The organism is Niastella vici, from assembly GCF_002077945.1.
GTDB classification, from domain to species: domain Bacteria; phylum Bacteroidota; class Bacteroidia; order Chitinophagales; family Chitinophagaceae; genus Niastella; species Niastella vici.
On the sequence record NZ_LVYD01000051.1, the window covers coordinates 1 to 18,251 of the forward strand.

Here is an 18,251-nt window from a genome sequence, read left to right on the forward strand (position 1 = left end):
GATTAAAGACGCAACGCTTGTGATGCGGCTTAATTAGCAACTTTGGGTACAGCTTTCCAAAAAATGACCCCTGATACCTGTTCGTAGTGTAAAATGATCAACCTGGGTTCCATTTTAAACATAAAAAATGGCTTTCGATACAAATGCCTTTCCAGATTGTAAAGTGTGGGATTGAATTACCGTTCACCAGCCGGCAGATATGGGTAACCGCGTCACATTATCGCATAAAATTGTAGAAATAAAAAAGGCTCCCATTACAGAAGCCTTTCCTTTGTTGCGAAGGGTGGGTTCGAACCACCGACCTTCGGGTTATGAGCCCGACGAGCTACCGCTGCTCTACTTCGCGATATAATAAGTTTGCATTTAATTTTAAGAACCTGATCGAACCGCCATGCGCCCTTGGAAATAAGCCCATGATCACCGGGCGAATTTGACGCTAATTTGTGAAATAAAAAAAGGCTCCTGTTACAGAGCCTCTTCTTCGTTGCGAAGGGTGGGATCGAACCACCGACCTTCGGGTTATGAGCCCGACGAGCTACCGCTGCTCTACTTCGCGATATAATAAGTTGAATTTACCTTTTTAAGAACTTTGTCCGGTACCTGCACAAGTATTTTAACTTTTCTTTGCCCTCAAAATCAGTCCCGGTGCGTCGATTTTTCCAATTTTTTTCCGCTTCTAAACAACCTTCTTCGTTAATTGGGTTGCAAAGATAAAGATATAAATGATTGCCACCAAACAAATTTTAATAATCTACCTTTGCAGGAATTTTAATGTCAATGAAAGCGGGTTTCGTAAGCATTTTTGGGCGCCCCAATGCGGGCAAAAGCACCTTGCTGAACGCTCTTATGGGTGAAAAGCTGGCTATTGTATCTCCCAAGGTGCAAACCACCCGTCACCGTATCAAGGGCATTTTAACAGAGCCTGAGTACCAGATCATCTTTTCTGATACGCCCGGCATTATTGATCCTAAATATAAATTACAGGAAAAAATGATGCAGGCGGTAAAACAGGCACTTGAAGATACAGATGTCGCCCTGCTGATGGTTGATATCAATGAAACCCTCGATGAAGTAAACGGTATCTTTGAAGCGCTGCGCCTGAAGGTGCCCGCGATCATCGTTATCAATAAGCTCGATGAAGCATCGGCGGCCAAAAAAAAGGAAGTATTTGATTTCTTTGCCGCCAAACCTTATTGCAAAGCACTGGCTGGCATCTCGGCCCTGAAAAAAACAGGTCTGAAAGAACTAATCGATGCCATCCTGCAATTCCTCCCCGAAAATCCGCCATTTTTTGAAGGGGATGAGCTCACCGATCTGCCTACCCGTTTTTTTTGCGCGGAAATGATCAGGGAGAAGATATTTTATTTATACCAGGAAGAAATACCCTATCACACAACGGTTATTGTGAACGAGTTCAAGGAAAAATCATCCTTAGTGAAAATTGCTGCTGATATAATCGTAAACCGGGAATCGCAGAAAGGTATTTTGCTGGGCGTTGGCGGAAAAATGATCAGGCAGTTGGGTACAGAAGCCAGAAAAGATATTGAACAGTTCCTGGGACAAAAGATATTTCTGGAACTGTTTGTGAAAGTGCGACCCAAGTGGCGCGATAATGATTACATGTTAAAAGAATACGGCTATCACTAATAATTTTTGAGCAACATTATGTCAGGTTTTACAGTAGCAATTGTTGGAAGGCCCAATGTAGGGAAAAGTACATTTTTTAATCGCCTGCTTGAGCAGCGTAAAGCAATCGTGGATGACGTGAGCGGTGTAACCCGCGACCGCCAGTATGGTGTGGCCGACTGGAATGGTAAATCGTTCAACATCATAGATACGGGCGGTTTTGTACCGGCAAGCGAAGACGTTTTTGAAAAAGAGATCGGTAAACAGGTGATGATCGCCGTGGAAGAAGCCAATGCCATGTTATTTATGGTTGACGCCGCAACCGGTATTACCGACCTCGATGAATCTATGGCCGATGTATTGCGCCGTACCGCCAAACCCGTTTTCCTGGTGGTGAACAAAGTAGATAATCATGAACGCCTGCTCGAAGCCACCGAATTTTACGGACTGGGCTTTGATAATATCTTTTTCATTTCGTCAATGAGTGGCAGTGGTTCTGGTGAATTGCTCGATGCATTGGCCGCCCTCATCACCGAAGACCAGGCGGCTGCTGTAGAGGCAGAAGCCGCTTTACCCAAGTTTGCGATCATTGGTCAGCCCAATACAGGGAAATCGTCTTTGCTGAACGCCCTCATAGGGCAGGAGCGCACTATTGTCAGCGATATTGCCGGTACAACCCGCGATACCATTCATACCCATTATAATTTATTCCAGAAAGAATTTGTTTTGATCGATACTGCAGGTATCCGTCGCAAAACAAAAGTGCACGAAGACCTGGAATTCTATTCGGTGATCAGGGCCATTAAAGCCATGGATGAAGCTGATGTTTGTTTGCTGTTGCTCGATGCTGAAAAAGGGATCACCCAACAGGACCTGAACATTTTCAGCCTGGCAGTGAAAAAAGGAAAAGGCATATTGTTGTTGGTGAACAAATGGGACAAAATGGAGAAAGCGACCAACACCGCCCGCGATTATGAGAACGAATTGAAAAAGCGCATAGCGCCGTTCTCCGATGTGCCTATCATTTTTATTTCGGCCCTCGAAAAGCTGCGCATTCATAAAGCCATTGAAATAGCCCTGGAAGTATATGATAATAAATCGCGTAAGGTGCCTACTTCCGAACTGAATGAGGTAATGTTGAAAGCAATTGGTGCGTATCAGCCGCCGGTGGTGCGGGGTAATCCTATTAAAATTAAATATGTAACACAGCTGCCTACGCATGTGCCATCGTTTGCTTTCTTCTGCAATTTCCCCGACGATGTAAAACAGCCTTATAAAAATTATCTTGAGAACCAGCTGCGCCAGCATTTTAAATTCACCGGCGTGCCCGTGCGTCTCTTCTTTAGAAAGAAATAATCTATTGCATTCCAAATAGCCGTGAGGCAGATGAAAGCAGGAAGGAAACATCTTCCTGCTTTTTTTTCTGATACCGGTACGGTACAATATTGTACTCATGCCTGTAGCATATATATACTATAGTATATTACACTAACAGGTATTCGAAAAAATATTTATTTTTTATTTGGTTGATATGATTATTTTTTTACCTTCGATATAACGGCTCTGTAAAGTGGTATAAAAACTTTACTGTTATGTGGAATAGAAAATTGTTGCGGATCGAGCAGCCTCTGCTTTGTTTTGCCCTTCTTGTAAGTGTTCCCTCTATTGCTCAACTTAAATGGGATGGGGAAGCCGGAGATGGCCAATGGATGACAGCCCGGAACTGGGTTGGCGATAAACTCCCTGCTATTACAGATGATATCATTTTGGATAATGCGTTTATAACCGGCGGTTATACCGTTACTTTACCAGGCGGCAATAGCAGCGTGCATATCCGCTCAATAGCCATTGCCCCGGGACCGGGCAATACCATTGAATTAATACTGCCTGCTACCAACACGGCCATTCCTGCTTTTATAATTTCCGGTGCAGTATATGGAATGGTGATCGGGAATGGGGGTATTTTTAAAAATGCATCCGGTACCGACAGCGGGTTGCCCGTTGAAATAGCTGATTCCCTTAAAATCAATAATGGGGGCCGGTATATCCAAAACACATCCGGCAGTCATGCCGCTATTGTAACGGTTCTGTCAAAAGCGCCCGGTACTGAAGAGGGAATCTTTGAGTTTGATTTACCCACCGCCTCCAGCACCGTTTCATTGAGCGACCGAAGTTATGGTAAACTGATATTTTCATCCAATGCCATGAATGGAGCGGTTACTTATACAGCTTCAGGCACAAATCCTGTTACAATAAGAAGTGATCTGTATGTTGGCACCGGCGTATCGCTTAGCCTCAATTTTACTGATACGCTTTTTATAGGCCGCGATCTGATTCAGCAGGGTGGAACCATAAACCTGGGTACGGCTGCCCGTACACTGGTAACTGTTATCAACCGGCATCTGGTACAATCTGTCACTGGTTTAATTTGTGAAACAGGGAAGTCTTTTCCTGAAATAGTATTTGGCGGTGTTAATAACCAGCACATCGATTGTAAAGGCACACTAAAAGATAGCGTTACCATAAAAATGAATAATACAGCCGGTGCTACCCTCACTTCGCCCTGGGCATTACCCTATAAATTAAAACTGGCGAAGGGGAATATAACTACTTCTGTGGCTAATATCCTGCAATTGCTTGCGGGCTGCAGTATTGAGGTTGACAGCTTGTTAAGTAACAGCTTTATTGATGGTCCGCTTCGTAAAGAAGGGCTTTCCGCCGCTGCGCATTTTTTATTCCCGGTTGGAAAAGGAGGTACTATGCGCTGGCTGGCATTGAAAAATGTCAGCGGCAATTTTAAGGTGGAGTTTTTTAGCAGCAATCCACAACAGCTTAGCAATACCTATGGTTCCGGCATCAAACAAATTTCGCAAACAGGGTACTGGACAATACAGGCCGATGCAAGCCCATTGCCTTCCGCAGCTGTTGAATTATCGTTTAACGGGCCCAACAGTGTGGTGGGCACCAATTTGGCCACCGCAAGGGTTGCTAAACTTGATAACAACGTTTGGGTGAATGGCGGCAACACCGCTTATACCGGCACTGCCGGTTCACGAGGATCAATAGTGAGTAATACAATGGCTTCCTGGAGTGGGCTTCCTAAGTATTTTACGCTGGGCAGCAGCGAACTGGCCGATGCTCCGCTTACATTGAGCGATGCGTTACCGGGTATCCGTAATAATGCTATCAATAATAATGGCGGTTCATTACGGTTATTGTCGGTTAGTTTTCCCAATGCTCAGGTGCTTACCTGCCGGGCTTCCGAGAAAACAAAAGCCAGCTTGTGTATGGTAACCAGTAACGGTGTGGTAGTAAAAGTTACGAATATGATTGTTGAACGCGGTGTAAACAATTTACCGGTACAAATGGCCTCACTGCCGGCAGGGGTTTACAGCCTGTATGCTGTTACTGCAAAAGGAGCTTCGAATGTATTGCGGTTCGTATATATAAAGTAACCAGGAAAATGTGTCAGGGAAGTAAAAAGGGCAAATAAGTATAGAATGATGAAACTTATTATTTGACCCTTTGACTTCCCTGACCCTTATTACTTTTGAAACTTTTTAGGCTGTTTTTAATTTAGCTGGTTTATCTAACTTTAATTTAGTGACCAACTGCTGTATCTCTTTCTTGTATTCTTCCAGCGCTTTTTGTTCCTGTTTTATAAAGCTGTTGTCTTCGAGCTTGCCTACCACTTTGTTCATGGCTTCAGGTGTTTCATATACCATTTTGCGGAAAGGATTGCGATAGTCCTTGGCGCGTGATTCGTATATTTCTTTTACCATCCATTCTTTGGTGGCAATACTTTGCTGCAACAGGCTTTTTATGATACCCGCACTGGATTTCTTCAGATTGATATCAAACACTTCTTTTACGGCAGCCATGGCATGCGCCAGTTTCTCCATAGGGTAATTTTTACCCTGCTGCACATAAAATGCATGTACTGCATCCCAATCCTTTATTTTGCCCGCAACGATCTGTTTGTTCAGCTTATCTATCTCAGAGCGAAGTATCAATTGACCGCCCACATTCATCCAGGAGGCAATAACCGCTTTTGAAGGCAGGCTTTCGATCAGTTGCTCATGTGTTTTGATATTGTTGCTGCGAATATGTTCCAGTAACTGCTGCACCAGGTAATACATCACCAGTTCTTTGAACAGGTGATAACTTTTCATCACCTTAATGAGGCGTACCGGGCGGCGGCTGTTCTCGAAGTTATCGGCCAGCACTACCAGCTCATTTACCACGGGATCTTGCGTATCGAGCAGTACCTGCCCAATGGCAATGATGTCATCATCGCTCATTTTTTTGTGGTTGCCTTCGCGCTTCAGCCAGGCTTTACCAACAAATTTTTGCAATAAAGGCAATGACTGTAACAGATCGTTGATTGAATCGGGCGCCAGGAAATTAAATTCCAGGGTCTGCGTTTTGTCGGTGCGTTTATCCCGGTCAACATATTTCCAGGAATTACGCGCCAGGGCATACATGTTGTACATGAACCAATAGCCCGGCATTACCACCAACTGATCATTACTGAGGTCATTGCTGATCAATGAAAATGGAATGGGAATGTGTAACTCTGCCGAGTAATCGCCTTTTGCCACTATTGAATAGCAGGCAAATTTTGAATTGTGTTTCAGGCTTACACACAAGCCCGGCCAAAAACCACGGCCGGCAATTATTTCACCATCCGGGCTGCGGCTGTTGTGGTTAGAGCCCACGGTGGCGCCTGCGGCCATATTGCTTTGTCCCTGTACCAGCGCAGCACATAAAAATGAATTGTTATGGTGTTGCTCGTGCGAAGGAAAGATCAGTGAATTCAACACCTCACAACAGGAAATAGTGGAGTTGTCGCCCAGGTACGAGTTGATCAACCGGGCCCCATATTTAAGTTGCGAGAACGATGCCAGCACAAAACGTACGGCTTTTACGCCATAGAACAGGCGGCAACCGTAACCGATAATACCGTTCACCAGCTCACAGCCTTCACCTACCTGGGTATTGGCCTCGGCCGATGAATTAATGGTTACGTTCTTTATTTTATTGGCGCCTTTTAAATAAGCGTCGGTCCCGATCTTTACATCCTTGAGGATGCGGCAATTTTTGATAACCGTGCGGTCGCCAATAGTGCCGTAATAACCACGCAGTGCATCGAACTTCTTTTCGGTAAACTCCTTAAAGCGGTTCAACAGCTTATCATCATCGCGGAAATAGGTCCATAAAAAAGCATCGCCGGGTAATATGCCATCGAAGGCCAGAATACTGCGGCCCGCATTTTCATTGCATAGTTCCATCCAGATGCGAATGTTCTCCGGTTCCCCTTCTTTCAGGATACCATTACCGAATTTGGAGTGATCGGTGGTGGCAATTTCATTGCAGTTCACCAGTATCACTTCATTGCCGATGATATAATGAGAAATGTAATTTACATTATCTACTACCACATTGTCGCCAAAATCGCAACTGATAACGGTACTGTTGTAAAACCCTACCGGGCGGCGCAGGTTATGGTACTCGAGGTAATAGGGTTCCAGCTTACCTATTCGTACCAGTCCAAAGAACTTACAGTTTTGCACCAGTTCGGGATTGAACGCATCAGATACCAGCAGGTTATTCCAGTTATCTGAAGTGTTGCGGTTACGTACCAGTACTTCAATTTCGTAGGCTGAAAGGTGACGGTAATGAATACCGTTCTTCACCTGTTTATTGCGCAGGTAATACTCATCTTTCCCCTTGGGTAAATAAGGAGACTGAATAAAGTCGTACCCTAACGTATTGAGAGGTTTACGATTAATTTCATTCATGGCTGTTGATGTTAATGGGTGAATGTTTTCGGCTTACTCCACGGTTACAGATTTAGCCAGGTTTCTTGGTTTGTCTACATCCAGTCCTTTTGCAACGCCAATGTAATAGGCCAGCAGCTGCATAGGAATAACGCTGAGCATAGGCGCTACCAGTTCATCGGCAGCCGGCACTACAATTACATCATCGGCCATTTTGGTAATAACATCATCGCCTTCTGTGATCACCGCAATTACTTTTCCTTTCCGGGCTTTTATTTCCTGGATGTTGCTGATGATCTTCTCATGGTATGAGTCTTTGGTAGCTATGAACACTACAGGCAGGTTTTCATCAACCAGGGCGATAGGGCCATGTTTCATTTCTGCTGCCGGATAGCCTTCTGCATGAATGTAAGAAATTTCCTTCAGCTTTAACGCGCCTTCCAGGGCAATAGGGAAGTTGTACCCACGGCCTAAATACAGGAAATCACGGGCATCTTTATATTTATAAGCCAGTTGTTTTACATGTTCGGCCTGTTGTAAGGTTGCAGGTATTTTTTCAGGAATAGCCTCTAACTCGTTTAATAAATGCAGGAAGCGTTTATTATCGAGGGTGCCTTTTTCATAACCGAGTTTCAGGGCAATAATGGTGAGTACAGCCAATTGCGCGGTAAATGCTTTTGTACTGGCCACGCCAATTTCAGGACCGGCATGGGTATAGGCGCCGGCTTGTGAAACGCGGGCAATGGAGGAGCCCACTACGTTCACAATACCGAAGATAAGGGCGCCCTGTTCTTTGGCCTTTTCAATGGCCACCAGGGTATCGGCCGTTTCACCGCTTTGCGATACGGCAATGATCACGTCGCCTTTTTGCACCACCGGGTTGCGGTACCTGAACTCTGATGCATATTCCACCTCAACGGGAACGCGGCACAATTCTTCAATAATATATTCAGCCAGCAAACCGGCATGCCAGCTGGTTCCGCAGGCAATGATAATGATGCGCTGGGCATTCTTAAGCTGCTCTATATTATTCTCAACACCGGCCATAGTTATGGTGCCCTTTTCTGCATCTACGCGACCGCGTAAGCAATCGAACACGGTGCTGGGTTGTTCAAAGATCTCTTTCAGCATGAAGTGATCATAACCACCTTTTTCAATTGCGGCCAGTTCAAGATCGAGTTGTTGAACATATGGTGTTATCTTTTCGTTACCCAGATTTTTTAAGATGAGCTCATCGGGTTTTATAATGGCCAGTTCATAATCGTTTACGTACACAACAGTTTTTGTGTATTCGATAATGGGTGAAGCGTCGGATGCGAGGAAATGCTCGTCGCGGTTCTTGCCAATACCAATTACGAGCGGACTGCCTTTGCGGGCGGCAATAAGGGTATCGGGATTATCCTGGTCGATGAGGATAATTACATAAGCGCCCACAACCCGTTTCAGGGCAATACGAACTGCTTCTTCGAGGCTGCATTTGTTGTTCAGCTGAATATCTTCAATAAATTTCAACAGCACTTCTGTATCGGTATCGCTGATGAAATTGTAGCCTTTTTTCTGTAACTCGCTTTTTAACTGGTTGTAGTTCTCAATGATCCCGTTGTGGATCATGGCCAGTTTGCCATTTTCTGATACGTGTGGGTGCGCATTGCGGTCGCAGGGTTCGCCATGGGTGGCCCAACGGGTGTGGCCGATACCAATGTTGGCATGCAGATCTTTACCTACCAGTGTTTCTTCGAGATCGGCTACTTTCCCTTTCTTCTTATATACATTCAATCCGCCGTTCAGCAGGGCAACACCGGAACTGTCGTATCCACGGTATTCGAGTCGTTTTAATCCTTTTAAGATAATAGGGTAAGCTTGCTTGTGTCCTATATATGCTACAATTCCGCACATAATTACAGGTTTGAGTTTTACAAATTAAGTGTTGAGTTAACAGTGTTACTGTTGTTATTGTGTTGTGTTGAGTTAAATGTTCTGTATTGCGGATCCTCGCAATCGGTTGCGCAATATTATCAAAAAAAAGGCCATTCAGTATGCAAAAACATGCAAGGTTAACATACCATTTAAGTGGTATGGGCTGAACGCTTGCTGATCCATACAAAATGCCTCATCCTCCCGCCGTTCTGCACGCTCGGTATTACCAGGAAATCAGATAAACAGTAAAGGAAAAATGGATTATTTTTTTAGCCAGGTTTCAAACAACCGGAAGATCCTTTTGTATTCGTCGGTCCAGCTTTCAGGCTCAATAAAGCCATGATCTTCCATCGGATACACGGAGAGTTCCCAGTTGTCTTTGCCTAATTCAATAAGACGCTGTGTTAGACGTACAACGTCCTGGAAATGAACATTTACATCGATCATGCCATGGCAAATCAGTAAATGGTCCTGTAAGCCTGCTGCAAAGTTTATGGGCGAACTGCGACGAAACGCAATACTATCGCTAAAAGGTTCATTTAAAATATTGGAGGTATAGCCGTGGTTGTAATGAGCCCAGTCTGTAACAGGGCGTAAAGCGGCTCCGGCCACAAAGATAGTAGGTTTTGTGAATAATGCCATTAATGTTAAAAAACCACCATATGATCCCCCGTACAAGCCAATATGCCGGGAATCAACACCGCATTGCTGCACCAGGTAGCGGGCGCCATCTTCAATATCATCCAGGTCTTTTCCGCCCATATAGCGGTAAATGCCAGTGCGCCAGTTGCGTCCATAGCCGGCGCTACCCCGGTAATCGATGTCGAGCACGGTGTAGCCATTATCGGCCAACAGGTTATTGAACATGTATTCCCTGAAATACATACTCCACCATTTGTGGGCGTTTTGCAAATAGCCGGCGCCGTGTATAAAGATCACTGCCGGTTTACTGGCGTGTGGTTGTGCCGGCCGGTACAGGCGGGCATACACTTTAGCGCTGTCGCGGGCAGTAAAGGTGATCACCTCAGGATCGCGCCAGGGATATGTTCTGAATTCCTCGCTTTGCCCCAGCGTGGTAATTTGTACAGGCTTTGATCTGTTATTATTGGCAGGCGTATTGGGCTGCAAATACAGCTCCCAGGGTTTGTTGCTGTATGAATGCAGCACTGCTATCCATTTTTCATCGGGCGAAAGGCTTATTTGGTTAGAACCGGTAAAGGTGGTGATGCGTTCCGCTTTTCCGCCAGTTACCGGAAGCCGGTAGAAATGCTGTTCTCCCGGATGCACTTCATTGGTGGTGAGATAAAAATATTTTTTGTCGTTCGACAGCTGCGCGTCCAGTACCTCATAATTACCACTGGTGAGCGCCTTTATTTCTTTTGTTAGAACATTGATGGTATATAAATGAGAATAGCCGGTTGATTCGGATTGGAACCAGAAAGTTTGATCATTTACCCAGCCGGAATTGTTAGCAGGAAAACCATTGGTACTGGGCCCACCGATCCAGGCCTCATCTCTTTGCCTGTTCAGCAACGATAAACGGCCGGTTTCGCCTTCGAGCAACAGCAGCCAGCGATCTTTGCTATCCTGTGACCGCAATTCTACCACGGCATAATTACCCGCAGGCGCCCAGGTTGTGCTCGCGAAATTCACGGCGCGCAGCGGCGGGTTCCTGCTCATTTCTTTATAAACAGCGGGATAATCTTTTACATAATCCGGCAGGTCGCGCATACCGGCAATAGAATCGGTTTTTATGGTGAACACCGTGTCTTTTCCGGTATCAAAAACAAACAGTTCCTGACTGTTTTGCGCAACGCCTACTTTAGCACGGGCCGAAAGATCTTCGGTAAATCCGCTTTCTGTAACATAGCTGGGCACAATGGTAGTTTTGCCCGTAGCGGTTGTATTTAACCGGTAAGCAATAAAACGGCCATTGCTGCTGATGGTAAGCATTGACAGGGTTTTGCCATCGAGCGGTATGGCGCGTACTATTTTTTCTTTGATGAATTGCTTCACCATGGAATCGGCCTGTTCCTTTTTTTGCTTGCGCCGTTGTAATACAACAGAATTTTCCAACGCCTCCTGCTGCAACCATTTTTCCTGCTGATTGCCACTGCTTTTCTGACTGCGTTGTGCCGATGCTGGTGCAGCGGCTGATTGAAAATTCGTGAGCTGGGTAGTTGATCCGGTTTGTATTTCCCAGGCCCAGGCATTTTGTTCGCGCTGGTATACTACTTTTTGATCATTGAACGAGAACTGCGGATTGCTTTCGGTAGCTACTGTTTGTGTTATCCGGCGACGCATACCTGTTTTCACAGACACGAGGTACAGATCGCCTTCCCAGGCATATACATATTGATCGCGGGCCGTATTATATTTTATCTGGCTTTCAGTGATCGCTGCCTGGCGAAATGCCCAGCTTGATTTTTGCGGAACCGTGGCGGCAGGTGTGATATAGTATAATGAATCGGAGTTGGCTTTTTCGGGATTCCAGTTAAACAGCAGGTATTTTCCATCGGCTGTCCATTGCGGATTGGCGGGGGAGGTGCCCATCCATTTGGGATCGCGCATTATTTTTTCAACGGTTAAGGGACTAAGCTGACTATGCGCAATAAGGACAGGCTGCAAAAGCAGTAGTAGCAGTAGTTTTTTCATAGATGGAAATTAGGAGAAAATATTTTACAGCAGGATACCACTCAAAAAAACGTATGCTACCGAGAAGTAGATCACCAAACCGGTAACATCGACCAGGGTAGCTACAAAGGGGGCCGAGGAAGTGGCCGGGTCGGCGCCCAGTTTTTTTAAGATGATGGGCAGCATGGAACCAGACACGGTGCCCCACAGCACCACGCCTATTAACGAAAAACCAACGGTACAGCCAATAAGCACGGTATGATTACCGTAGGTATGAAAAACACTGTTCCATAAAGCCACGCGAATAAAACCGATTATCCCCAATACAGCCCCCAGCAGCAAACCCGACACTATTTCCCGGCGCAATACCCGCCACCATTCTGAAATGGTAATTTCACCCACGGCCATGGCCTGAATAATAAGGGTAGATGCCTGTGAGCCGCTGTTACCACCGCTGGAAATGATCAGCGGAACAAACAACGCCAGCACCACCGCTTTGGCAATTTCATCTTCAAAATAACCCATGGCCGTGGCCGTCAGCATTTCGCCCAGGAACAGCACGATGAGCCAAACCACCCGCTTCTTAAACAGTTTTATAATGGGCATTTCGAGGTAGGGTTCGTCCAACGCTTCGGTACCCCCGATCTTTTGAATGTCTTCGCTGAACTCTTCATTGGCCACCCACAACACGTCGTCGATGGTCACAATACCTAACAGAATGTTTTTATCATCTATCACCGGCAGGGCCACGCGGTTGTTCATTTTAAATGTTTGGTTGGCTACCTCCTGGTCGTCATTTACATTCAGGGTTATATAACGGTTATCGATAATTTCTTCCACCATTTTTTGGGGATTGGCCAGAATGATCTCGCGAATGCGGATGTCATCAACAAATTCACCCCGGTCGTTCACCACATAGATCACATCAATGGTCTCACTGTCTTTCCCCACTTCCCTGATGTGGTCAAGCACTTCCTGAACCGTCCAGTCAACACCCACTGCAATATAATCTGGCGTCATGAGCCGGCCAACGCTGCTTTCGGGGTAACCGAGCAGCGCCAGGGTTACCCGGCGCTCATCGGGATCGAGCAGTTTGATGAGCTCTTTAACCACCTCGCTGGGCAGTTCTTCCAGAAAGGCGGTGCGGTCATCGGCGGGCAGCTCGTTCAGCAGTTCGGCCGTTTTAAAGGGGGGTAATTCCTGTATAATGGCTTTCTGGTCCTGCAGGTCAAGGATCTTGAATACACTGGATGCCCGGTGAATACTCATATTGCCAATGATCTGGCTTGAGAATTCAGGGAATTCGTTGATCAGTTCAGCTACATCGCTGATGTTCTGGTCGTTCAAAAACTCCCGCATCTGCAACACATCTTCGCGGCCTATCAGGTCCAGGAATTGTTCTTTTGCGTTTTCAATTTCCATGCTCATGGGCCAAAATTAGGCAATAGGCAATACACAAAGAAAATCCGGGGCTTTTAATAACATGCCGGTCACTTATTGCCGGTTGTTAAGCCCGTTCCCACTATATTGCAACTCGTTTTAGCCTAATTCACCTAACATGATTTTACCTTGTCTGTACATTGCCCCTACCGATAAAATGGGGCGCGGTGTATTTACTTCCGAAAAGCTGAAAGCGGGTACCGTTATTGAAATTGCCCCGGTCATTGTAATGGGCCAGGACGACCGTAAACTTATTGACCAGACTTTACTACACGATTATATTTTTGAGTGGGGCGACCAGCACAATCAGTGTTGTATGGCGCTGGGCTATGTACCGGTGTATAACCATTCCTACAGATCGAACTGCGAATATGAAATGGATTATGATAACCACCTCATCACCATTAAAACGGTGCGGAACATAAAAAAGGGAGAGGAGTTATTCATCAACTACAATGGAGAATGGAATGATGAAAAGAAGCTGTGGTTCGAGGCGGTTTAGCTGGTTGCTGGTTTCCGGTTACCAGTTACCGGGCCTTGAATGTCGAGAGCTCTTCCTGCCATCGGGGTCTCCGAATTTTTTTTACCTGGTAACCGGGACCAGGTAACCGGTTACAGCAACATTCATGTTTGCTGATTCACAACTCACGATCCCCATTTCACAAAAAAAGCCGCCCCAATATACTATCGGAGCAGCGTGGTGTTGATTTCAAAGTGTGTATCCAAATAAACGGTTATACTATTTATTGAACGGTTATTTTTTTCGGAGACCTAATTTATACTTCAACGTAAAGTATACTCCATAGCTATCCATCTTTATACTTCCCAGGCCCAGGCCCTGTAATGGTACTTTGAGATAGGGTTCTGCCTGAAGTGAGAAATGTTTACCCAGCGAACGCTCCATACCTACCGATAAATTCAGGATGGAGAAAAGATAGGTGGAGTTGGTATCTGAATTTTTCGGCCAGGTATAACTATTACCACCCCAGGTGTAATACATGTCGTAATTCTCTTTATCCATCAGGTAGGTTGATAAGCCCGTACTTACAAACCAACGCCGTTTTGTATTGAACGAAACATCGTATCGTACATTCACCGGTATTTCCCACATAGAGCAGTTGCCTTCTGCTTTATCTATTGGCCAGGGGGCTTTATAATTAAAATCCTTACCCTGGGCTTTGTACCATTTTTTAGTGTATATGAGGCCGGTATTTACCGACCAGCGGTTCGAGAACCGGTAACCAACCTGCAAGCCGAAATTATACCCGGGTTTGTAGAGTGGACCGAATTTAACCGTGCTCGCATCTGGACCTGCCATTAAACCCAGTTCAAACCCTTTTACATTTTTATCCTTTTTAGGCGCCGTTTTTTTGTTGTTTTCTTTAGCCGGCGTTTTGGCCGAATCAGCGGCAGGTGGTACAATGGTGTTGTTCTTTGCAGAATCAGCCGGTGTAGCAGCCGCCTCTGTGGTTGATGGCTCATTGTTCACCGCAACCGGTTGGGTAGTTGGCTGCTGATCATTAGCGGTAAGGCCGCGATCGGGTGTTGATGTATTATCAGGTACCGGGCTACCTGTTTGCTGTTGTTGACCGGCTTTGGTGGTGCCTTTCTTTTTACCCGTTTTATTGCTGGTTGCGTTGGTTACATGCAGGCCGTTCTGCCCCTTGATGGTGGGCGCAATGGTGGCATAATTCAACGAAAGCGGCGATTTATCGGCGCCTGTTTTTGAAACAGGTTTCCCTTTGTTTGTCTTGTTTGCTTTTGCAACAGGTTGAGCGCTGTTCCTATCAGCCGTTGTATTTAATACGGTAGCATCAGCAGCCTGATTGGCGCCGGCAGTATGCGGTTCTGGTGTGGCCAATGATGGTGTAACAGGACTGCCTTCATACCCGCTGGCATTCGGGGTATTGCCAGGAACGGCATTCGGGCTGGCCGGTGTTTGAGCAGGCGTTATTGCTGCAGGTGTACTGTTGTCAGTTGCAGTACCTGGCTGAACCGCTTCGTTTATAGAAGCAGTCGCAGTAGGCTGTTGTTGAGAAACTGCAGATCTTTGGGCAGGGGTTACCACACCCACGGTATTTTTGCCTAATGGCGATGCTGGTTTGTAGGTTAATATAGCGGTTAAAGCGCCGCCGGTAGTGGCGGTAATAAAAAAGAGCCAGAACAGGAACCGTCGCCGTTTTTTCTTTTGCGGCAATTCCTCATCCAAACGTTTTTCCAGATGGTCCCATCCAGAAGCGCCTGGCTCCACCTCGAAGTGCTCAGCAGCTTCGCGGCTTAAACGGTCTAGGTCATGGTCATGGAGGGGATACATACGCTTTAATAATATTTTTATTCTGCAATAGTTTTCTTAGGTTGTCTCGTGCTTTTGACAGGTTGGATTTTGAGGCGCCCACTGAAATGCCCAGTGTTTGCGATATTTCTTCATGGCTAAGCCCTTCTATAACAAATAAATTGAAGACCGCCCGGTAAGCCGGCGATAATAACCGGATGGCTTCAATGATCTCTTTGTACGACAGCATATCAATACCTGTTTCCCCCTGATCAGCAATCGTTTCCGATTCATGATTGGTTAGCACATGACCATTTACCGATGAATTGCTTTTGCGGTAATGATCTATGCAGGTATTGATCAGGATCCGTTTAAACCACCCTTTCAGCGAAAGCAGCGTATCTTCCTGCCTGGTTTCATCAAATTGATGAACGTTCTTGAAGAGTTTTACAAACCCTTCATTCACAATTTCTTCGCATTCTTCCATGGCATTGGTATAGCGGTAGCATATTTTCATAGCGAATCCCCGGAGCAGATAATACAACTCCTTTTGGCTGTTTCGATCGTTCTTTCTACAGCCACTCAATAATGAGGAAATGTTCGAGTTATCTAGCAAGGGTGTTGGTTTGCGGGAATATTACATTGCTAACTAATTGTTTTTCATAACTCAACGGCTACTACGATGAATCAGCTGCCAGGGTTGCCTGGTACTGCAAAAGTTTTTTAATGCAGATCCCCCTGCAAAAATATGACTTTCAGCTTTTTTGTAATGTATTGTTTGGGAGAAGCCAGCTACTTTTTCAACACGCTTACCGGCGGTTGTCCAATTAACATCAATGTTCCGCGAAGATGGGCCTGTACCTGTATGTAGTCTTTTTGCGGAAGCAGTCCTACCAGCCTGAATTGTTGAAAGGTGCCGGCGGTGCTCATCCAGGGTGTTACGGTTTGATTTAAGCGGGCCTCAATAGCCGGTTTATTTTTTTCGATCAGCGCGGCAATATCCAGTACCGACTGGTTGGCCAGCTGTTTCATGATCTTTTTCCGGAACAGGGCCTTGGCAATATTCACCATCATATCTTTTGTATCGATAGCAAAACTTACATCGGGCATGGAGAGCACCTGCTTTTCGGCATCGAGTATGGGCGTTCCTTTCAAATGCAGTACGCCTTTACGGTTACCGGTAAAAGAAACATCCACCTGTATTTTACCATCGTTGGTGCCACTGATGTTTATATCTTTTATCACAAACGTTCTTCCTTCCACTTCAAATGGTTTGTTGCGTAAGCTATCGTTCATGAGCTTGTTAAAGAAACTGTATTGATAAACAGCATCGAAGTAAGTATTGATGCCGGTGGAGTATTCAGAATTGCTGATGGGCGGCAGGGCAGCGTGGGTAACCAGCCGCTGGCTGTCGGAGGAGAATTTCGGCTGGCCGCTATAGCCTATCGAAAAGTACAGGGTATCCTTATATACATTGAATTTGCTTACCCGCAGGGCCGATGGGTTCAAATTTAAAAAGCCATATGTGCTGATGGGGATTACCCGGCTGCCGCCACTGCGCCACTGACGCAACAGGTCGTTGTTGTTAAGGGTTTGAACAAATTTGTCGAAGGAGCCGCAATAACTTTCGATCGAGGCCTTGATGCTGTCCATTATTTGTCCGGTAAGATCGGTTTGCAGCAGGGTGACCTCGCATTTATCCAACGGATTTATTTTATCTAACCTGGTTGCCGTAAGCACCTGGTGGTTGGGTAATAAAGTAAGGGTAGAACTGATGTTGAGATCGACCCGGCGCAGGGCTTCATTGCCAAAACCACAGCTACCGGTCACCCAGGGCGATATCTGTTTATCGAATGTACATATGGTTTTACTTCCCCCGATCTGGTAACTGCCGCGAAAACCTATTGTTACTTTATTATTAACACAGCTAAAAACAAAGGGCGACCGTACAAACCGGAATTTATAACGGAAATCGCAACCCGATTGCGTAAAATTGGGCCATTTATCATTGGTGAACTCTTTGGATGTTCCTGAATCCATCATAGCCAGCAGGGGCTTCATGTAGATCTTGAAGGGAAGATTGATCGTTGAGCCGGGCAAAGCCGGTAAAAGCCTGGCCGGTGTTTCGGTAGGTTGAATGGTTACTTTTTTGCTGCTGTTACAGGCTGTGATACAGAATAATAAAGCTACTACAGGAAGAATACCAAAGATTTGTTTCATAGTGCAAAGAAAAAGATTCTATAATCAAATATAAGACCGAAGTCTGACTTCTGATTTCCATTCTTTCCGCCTAATTTAGTGTCATTATGAGTACTACTTATTCAGCTGTTTATTATGATGCCGCCGGCCGCACTTACGGGGCCACCATTTTTCTGTCGGCTGCTACTATCACCATCCGGTACCTCGATGAAAACAGGCAGGAAAAAGTTGTGTACTGGCTTACAAAGGATACCCGCTTTTGGCAACAGACCATACAGAGCGAGTTACAATATAAAAACAACAAGGGGCAAACGGAACGCCTGTGCTTCCAGGACGTAGCGTTTATACAGGCGATTAAGAAAATCCCTATCGCAATATAGCCA

The 18,251-nt window shown here is 45.7% G+C and carries 12 protein-coding genes and 2 tRNA genes; 5 read left to right on the forward strand and 9 right to left on the reverse strand.

Features of this window, described 5'->3' with window-relative positions:
• Positions 1 to 274 precede the first annotated feature (274 nt).
• Together A3860_RS20370 and A3860_RS20375 are read right to left on the reverse strand one after the other, a co-directional pair.
• Positions 275 to 346, reverse strand: a tRNA-Met gene (locus A3860_RS20370).
• 138 nt (positions 347 to 484) lie between these two features.
• Positions 485 to 556: transfer RNA gene (locus tag A3860_RS20375), tRNA-Met, on the reverse strand.
• A gap of 221 nt (positions 557 to 777) precedes the next feature.
• On the opposite strand from A3860_RS20375, the gene era reads away from it, so the two are divergent.
• The 3 genes from era (at position 778) to A3860_RS20390 (ending at position 5,081) form a co-directional block, all read left to right on the forward strand.
• Complete coding sequence (gene era / locus A3860_RS20380; protein ID WP_081149125.1) at positions 778 to 1,647, forward strand: GTPase Era; 870 nt, start codon at positions 778 to 780, stop codon at positions 1,645 to 1,647.
• Positions 1,648 to 1,665: 18 nt separating this feature from the next.
• Complete coding sequence (gene der, locus A3860_RS20385; RefSeq protein ID WP_081149126.1) at positions 1,666 to 2,982, forward strand: ribosome biogenesis GTPase Der; 1,317 nt, start codon at positions 1,666 to 1,668, stop codon at positions 2,980 to 2,982.
• A gap of 236 nt (positions 2,983 to 3,218) precedes the next feature.
• Complete coding sequence (locus A3860_RS20390; protein ID WP_081149128.1) at positions 3,219 to 5,081, forward strand: hypothetical protein; 1,863 nt, start codon at positions 3,219 to 3,221, stop codon at positions 5,079 to 5,081.
• A gap of 105 nt (positions 5,082 to 5,186) precedes the next feature.
• Here the strand turns inward: A3860_RS20390 and A3860_RS20395 are convergent, their stop codons facing one another.
• From A3860_RS20395 to mgtE, 4 genes are all read right to left on the reverse strand, one after another.
• Positions 5,187 to 7,427, reverse strand: coding sequence for a DUF4954 family protein (locus A3860_RS20395; protein WP_081149129.1), 2,241 nt, complete (start codon positions 7,425 to 7,427; stop codon positions 5,187 to 5,189).
• A 33-nt stretch (positions 7,428 to 7,460) separates the two neighbouring features.
• Complete coding sequence (glmS, locus tag A3860_RS20400; RefSeq protein ID WP_081149131.1) at positions 7,461 to 9,302, reverse strand: glutamine--fructose-6-phosphate transaminase (isomerizing); 1,842 nt, start codon at positions 9,300 to 9,302, stop codon at positions 7,461 to 7,463.
• Positions 9,303 to 9,584: 282 nt separating this feature from the next.
• A complete protein-coding gene (locus tag A3860_RS20405; protein WP_081149133.1) occupies positions 9,585 to 11,978 on the reverse strand; it encodes a S9 family peptidase in 2,394 nt (797 codons plus the stop codon).
• A gap of 24 nt (positions 11,979 to 12,002) precedes the next feature.
• Complete coding sequence (mgtE, locus tag A3860_RS20410) at positions 12,003 to 13,385, reverse strand: magnesium transporter (protein WP_216823477.1); 1,383 nt, start codon at positions 13,383 to 13,385, stop codon at positions 12,003 to 12,005.
• A 130-nt stretch (positions 13,386 to 13,515) separates the two neighbouring features.
• Here mgtE and A3860_RS20415 point away from each other — a divergent pair, with 130 nt between their 5' ends.
• A complete protein-coding gene (locus A3860_RS20415; RefSeq protein WP_081149134.1) occupies positions 13,516 to 13,899 on the forward strand; it encodes an SET domain-containing protein in 384 nt (127 codons plus the stop codon).
• 252 nt (positions 13,900 to 14,151) lie between these two features.
• Here A3860_RS20415 and A3860_RS20420 read toward each other — a convergent pair whose 3' ends face one another.
• The 3 genes from A3860_RS20420 to A3860_RS20430 form a co-directional block, all read right to left on the reverse strand.
• Positions 14,152 to 15,711, reverse strand: a complete 1,560-nt coding sequence (locus tag A3860_RS20420; RefSeq protein ID WP_081149136.1) for an outer membrane beta-barrel protein — start codon at positions 15,709 to 15,711, stop codon at positions 14,152 to 14,154.
• Entirely contained in the window at positions 15,695 to 16,285 is a 591-nt protein-coding gene (locus A3860_RS20425) for an RNA polymerase sigma factor (protein WP_081149139.1), read from the reverse strand. The genes A3860_RS20420 and A3860_RS20425 overlap by 17 nt, the downstream gene beginning before the upstream one ends.
• 176 nt (positions 16,286 to 16,461) lie before the next feature.
• Positions 16,462 to 17,889 carry a DUF4403 family protein gene (locus A3860_RS20430; RefSeq protein ID WP_081149142.1) on the reverse strand — a complete coding sequence of 476 codons (1,428 nt, stop codon included), beginning with the start codon at positions 17,887 to 17,889 and terminating at the stop codon, positions 16,462 to 16,464.
• An 86-nt stretch (positions 17,890 to 17,975) separates the two neighbouring features.
• Here A3860_RS20430 and A3860_RS20435 point away from each other — a divergent pair, with 86 nt between their 5' ends.
• Positions 17,976 to 18,248: a hypothetical protein gene (locus tag A3860_RS20435; protein ID WP_081149145.1), complete on the forward strand. Its 273-nt coding sequence runs from the start codon at positions 17,976 to 17,978 to the stop codon at positions 18,246 to 18,248.
• The last annotated feature ends 3 nt before the right edge of the window (positions 18,249 to 18,251 follow it).

Excerpts from the sequence above, each read along its gene's own strand:
- A3860_RS20435 (WP_081149145.1), top strand. The coding sequence starts at position 17,976 with ATGAGTACTACTTATTCAGCTGTTTATTATGATGCCGCCGGCCGCACT.
- A3860_RS20415 (WP_081149134.1), top strand. The coding sequence starts at position 13,516 with ATGATTTTACCTTGTCTGTACATTGCCCCTACCGATAAAATGGGGCGC.
- glmS (WP_081149131.1), bottom strand. The coding sequence starts at position 9,302 with ATGTGCGGAATTGTAGCATATATAGGACACAAGCAAGCTTACCCTATT.
- A3860_RS20420 (WP_081149136.1), bottom strand. The coding sequence starts at position 15,711 with ATGTATCCCCTCCATGACCATGACCTAGACCGTTTAAGCCGCGAAGCT.
- A3860_RS20395 (WP_081149129.1), bottom strand. The coding sequence starts at position 7,427 with ATGAATGAAATTAATCGTAAACCTCTCAATACGTTAGGGTACGACTTT.
- A3860_RS20405 (WP_081149133.1), bottom strand. The coding sequence starts at position 11,978 with ATGAAAAAACTACTGCTACTACTGCTTTTGCAGCCTGTCCTTATTGCG.
- era (WP_081149125.1), top strand. The coding sequence starts at position 778 with ATGAAAGCGGGTTTCGTAAGCATTTTTGGGCGCCCCAATGCGGGCAAA.
- mgtE (WP_216823477.1), bottom strand. The coding sequence starts at position 13,385 with ATGAGCATGGAAATTGAAAACGCAAAAGAACAATTCCTGGACCTGATA.
- A3860_RS20430 (WP_081149142.1), bottom strand. The coding sequence starts at position 17,889 with ATGAAACAAATCTTTGGTATTCTTCCTGTAGTAGCTTTATTATTCTGT.
- der (WP_081149126.1), top strand. The coding sequence starts at position 1,666 with ATGTCAGGTTTTACAGTAGCAATTGTTGGAAGGCCCAATGTAGGGAAA.
- A3860_RS20390 (WP_081149128.1), top strand. The coding sequence starts at position 3,219 with ATGTGGAATAGAAAATTGTTGCGGATCGAGCAGCCTCTGCTTTGTTTT.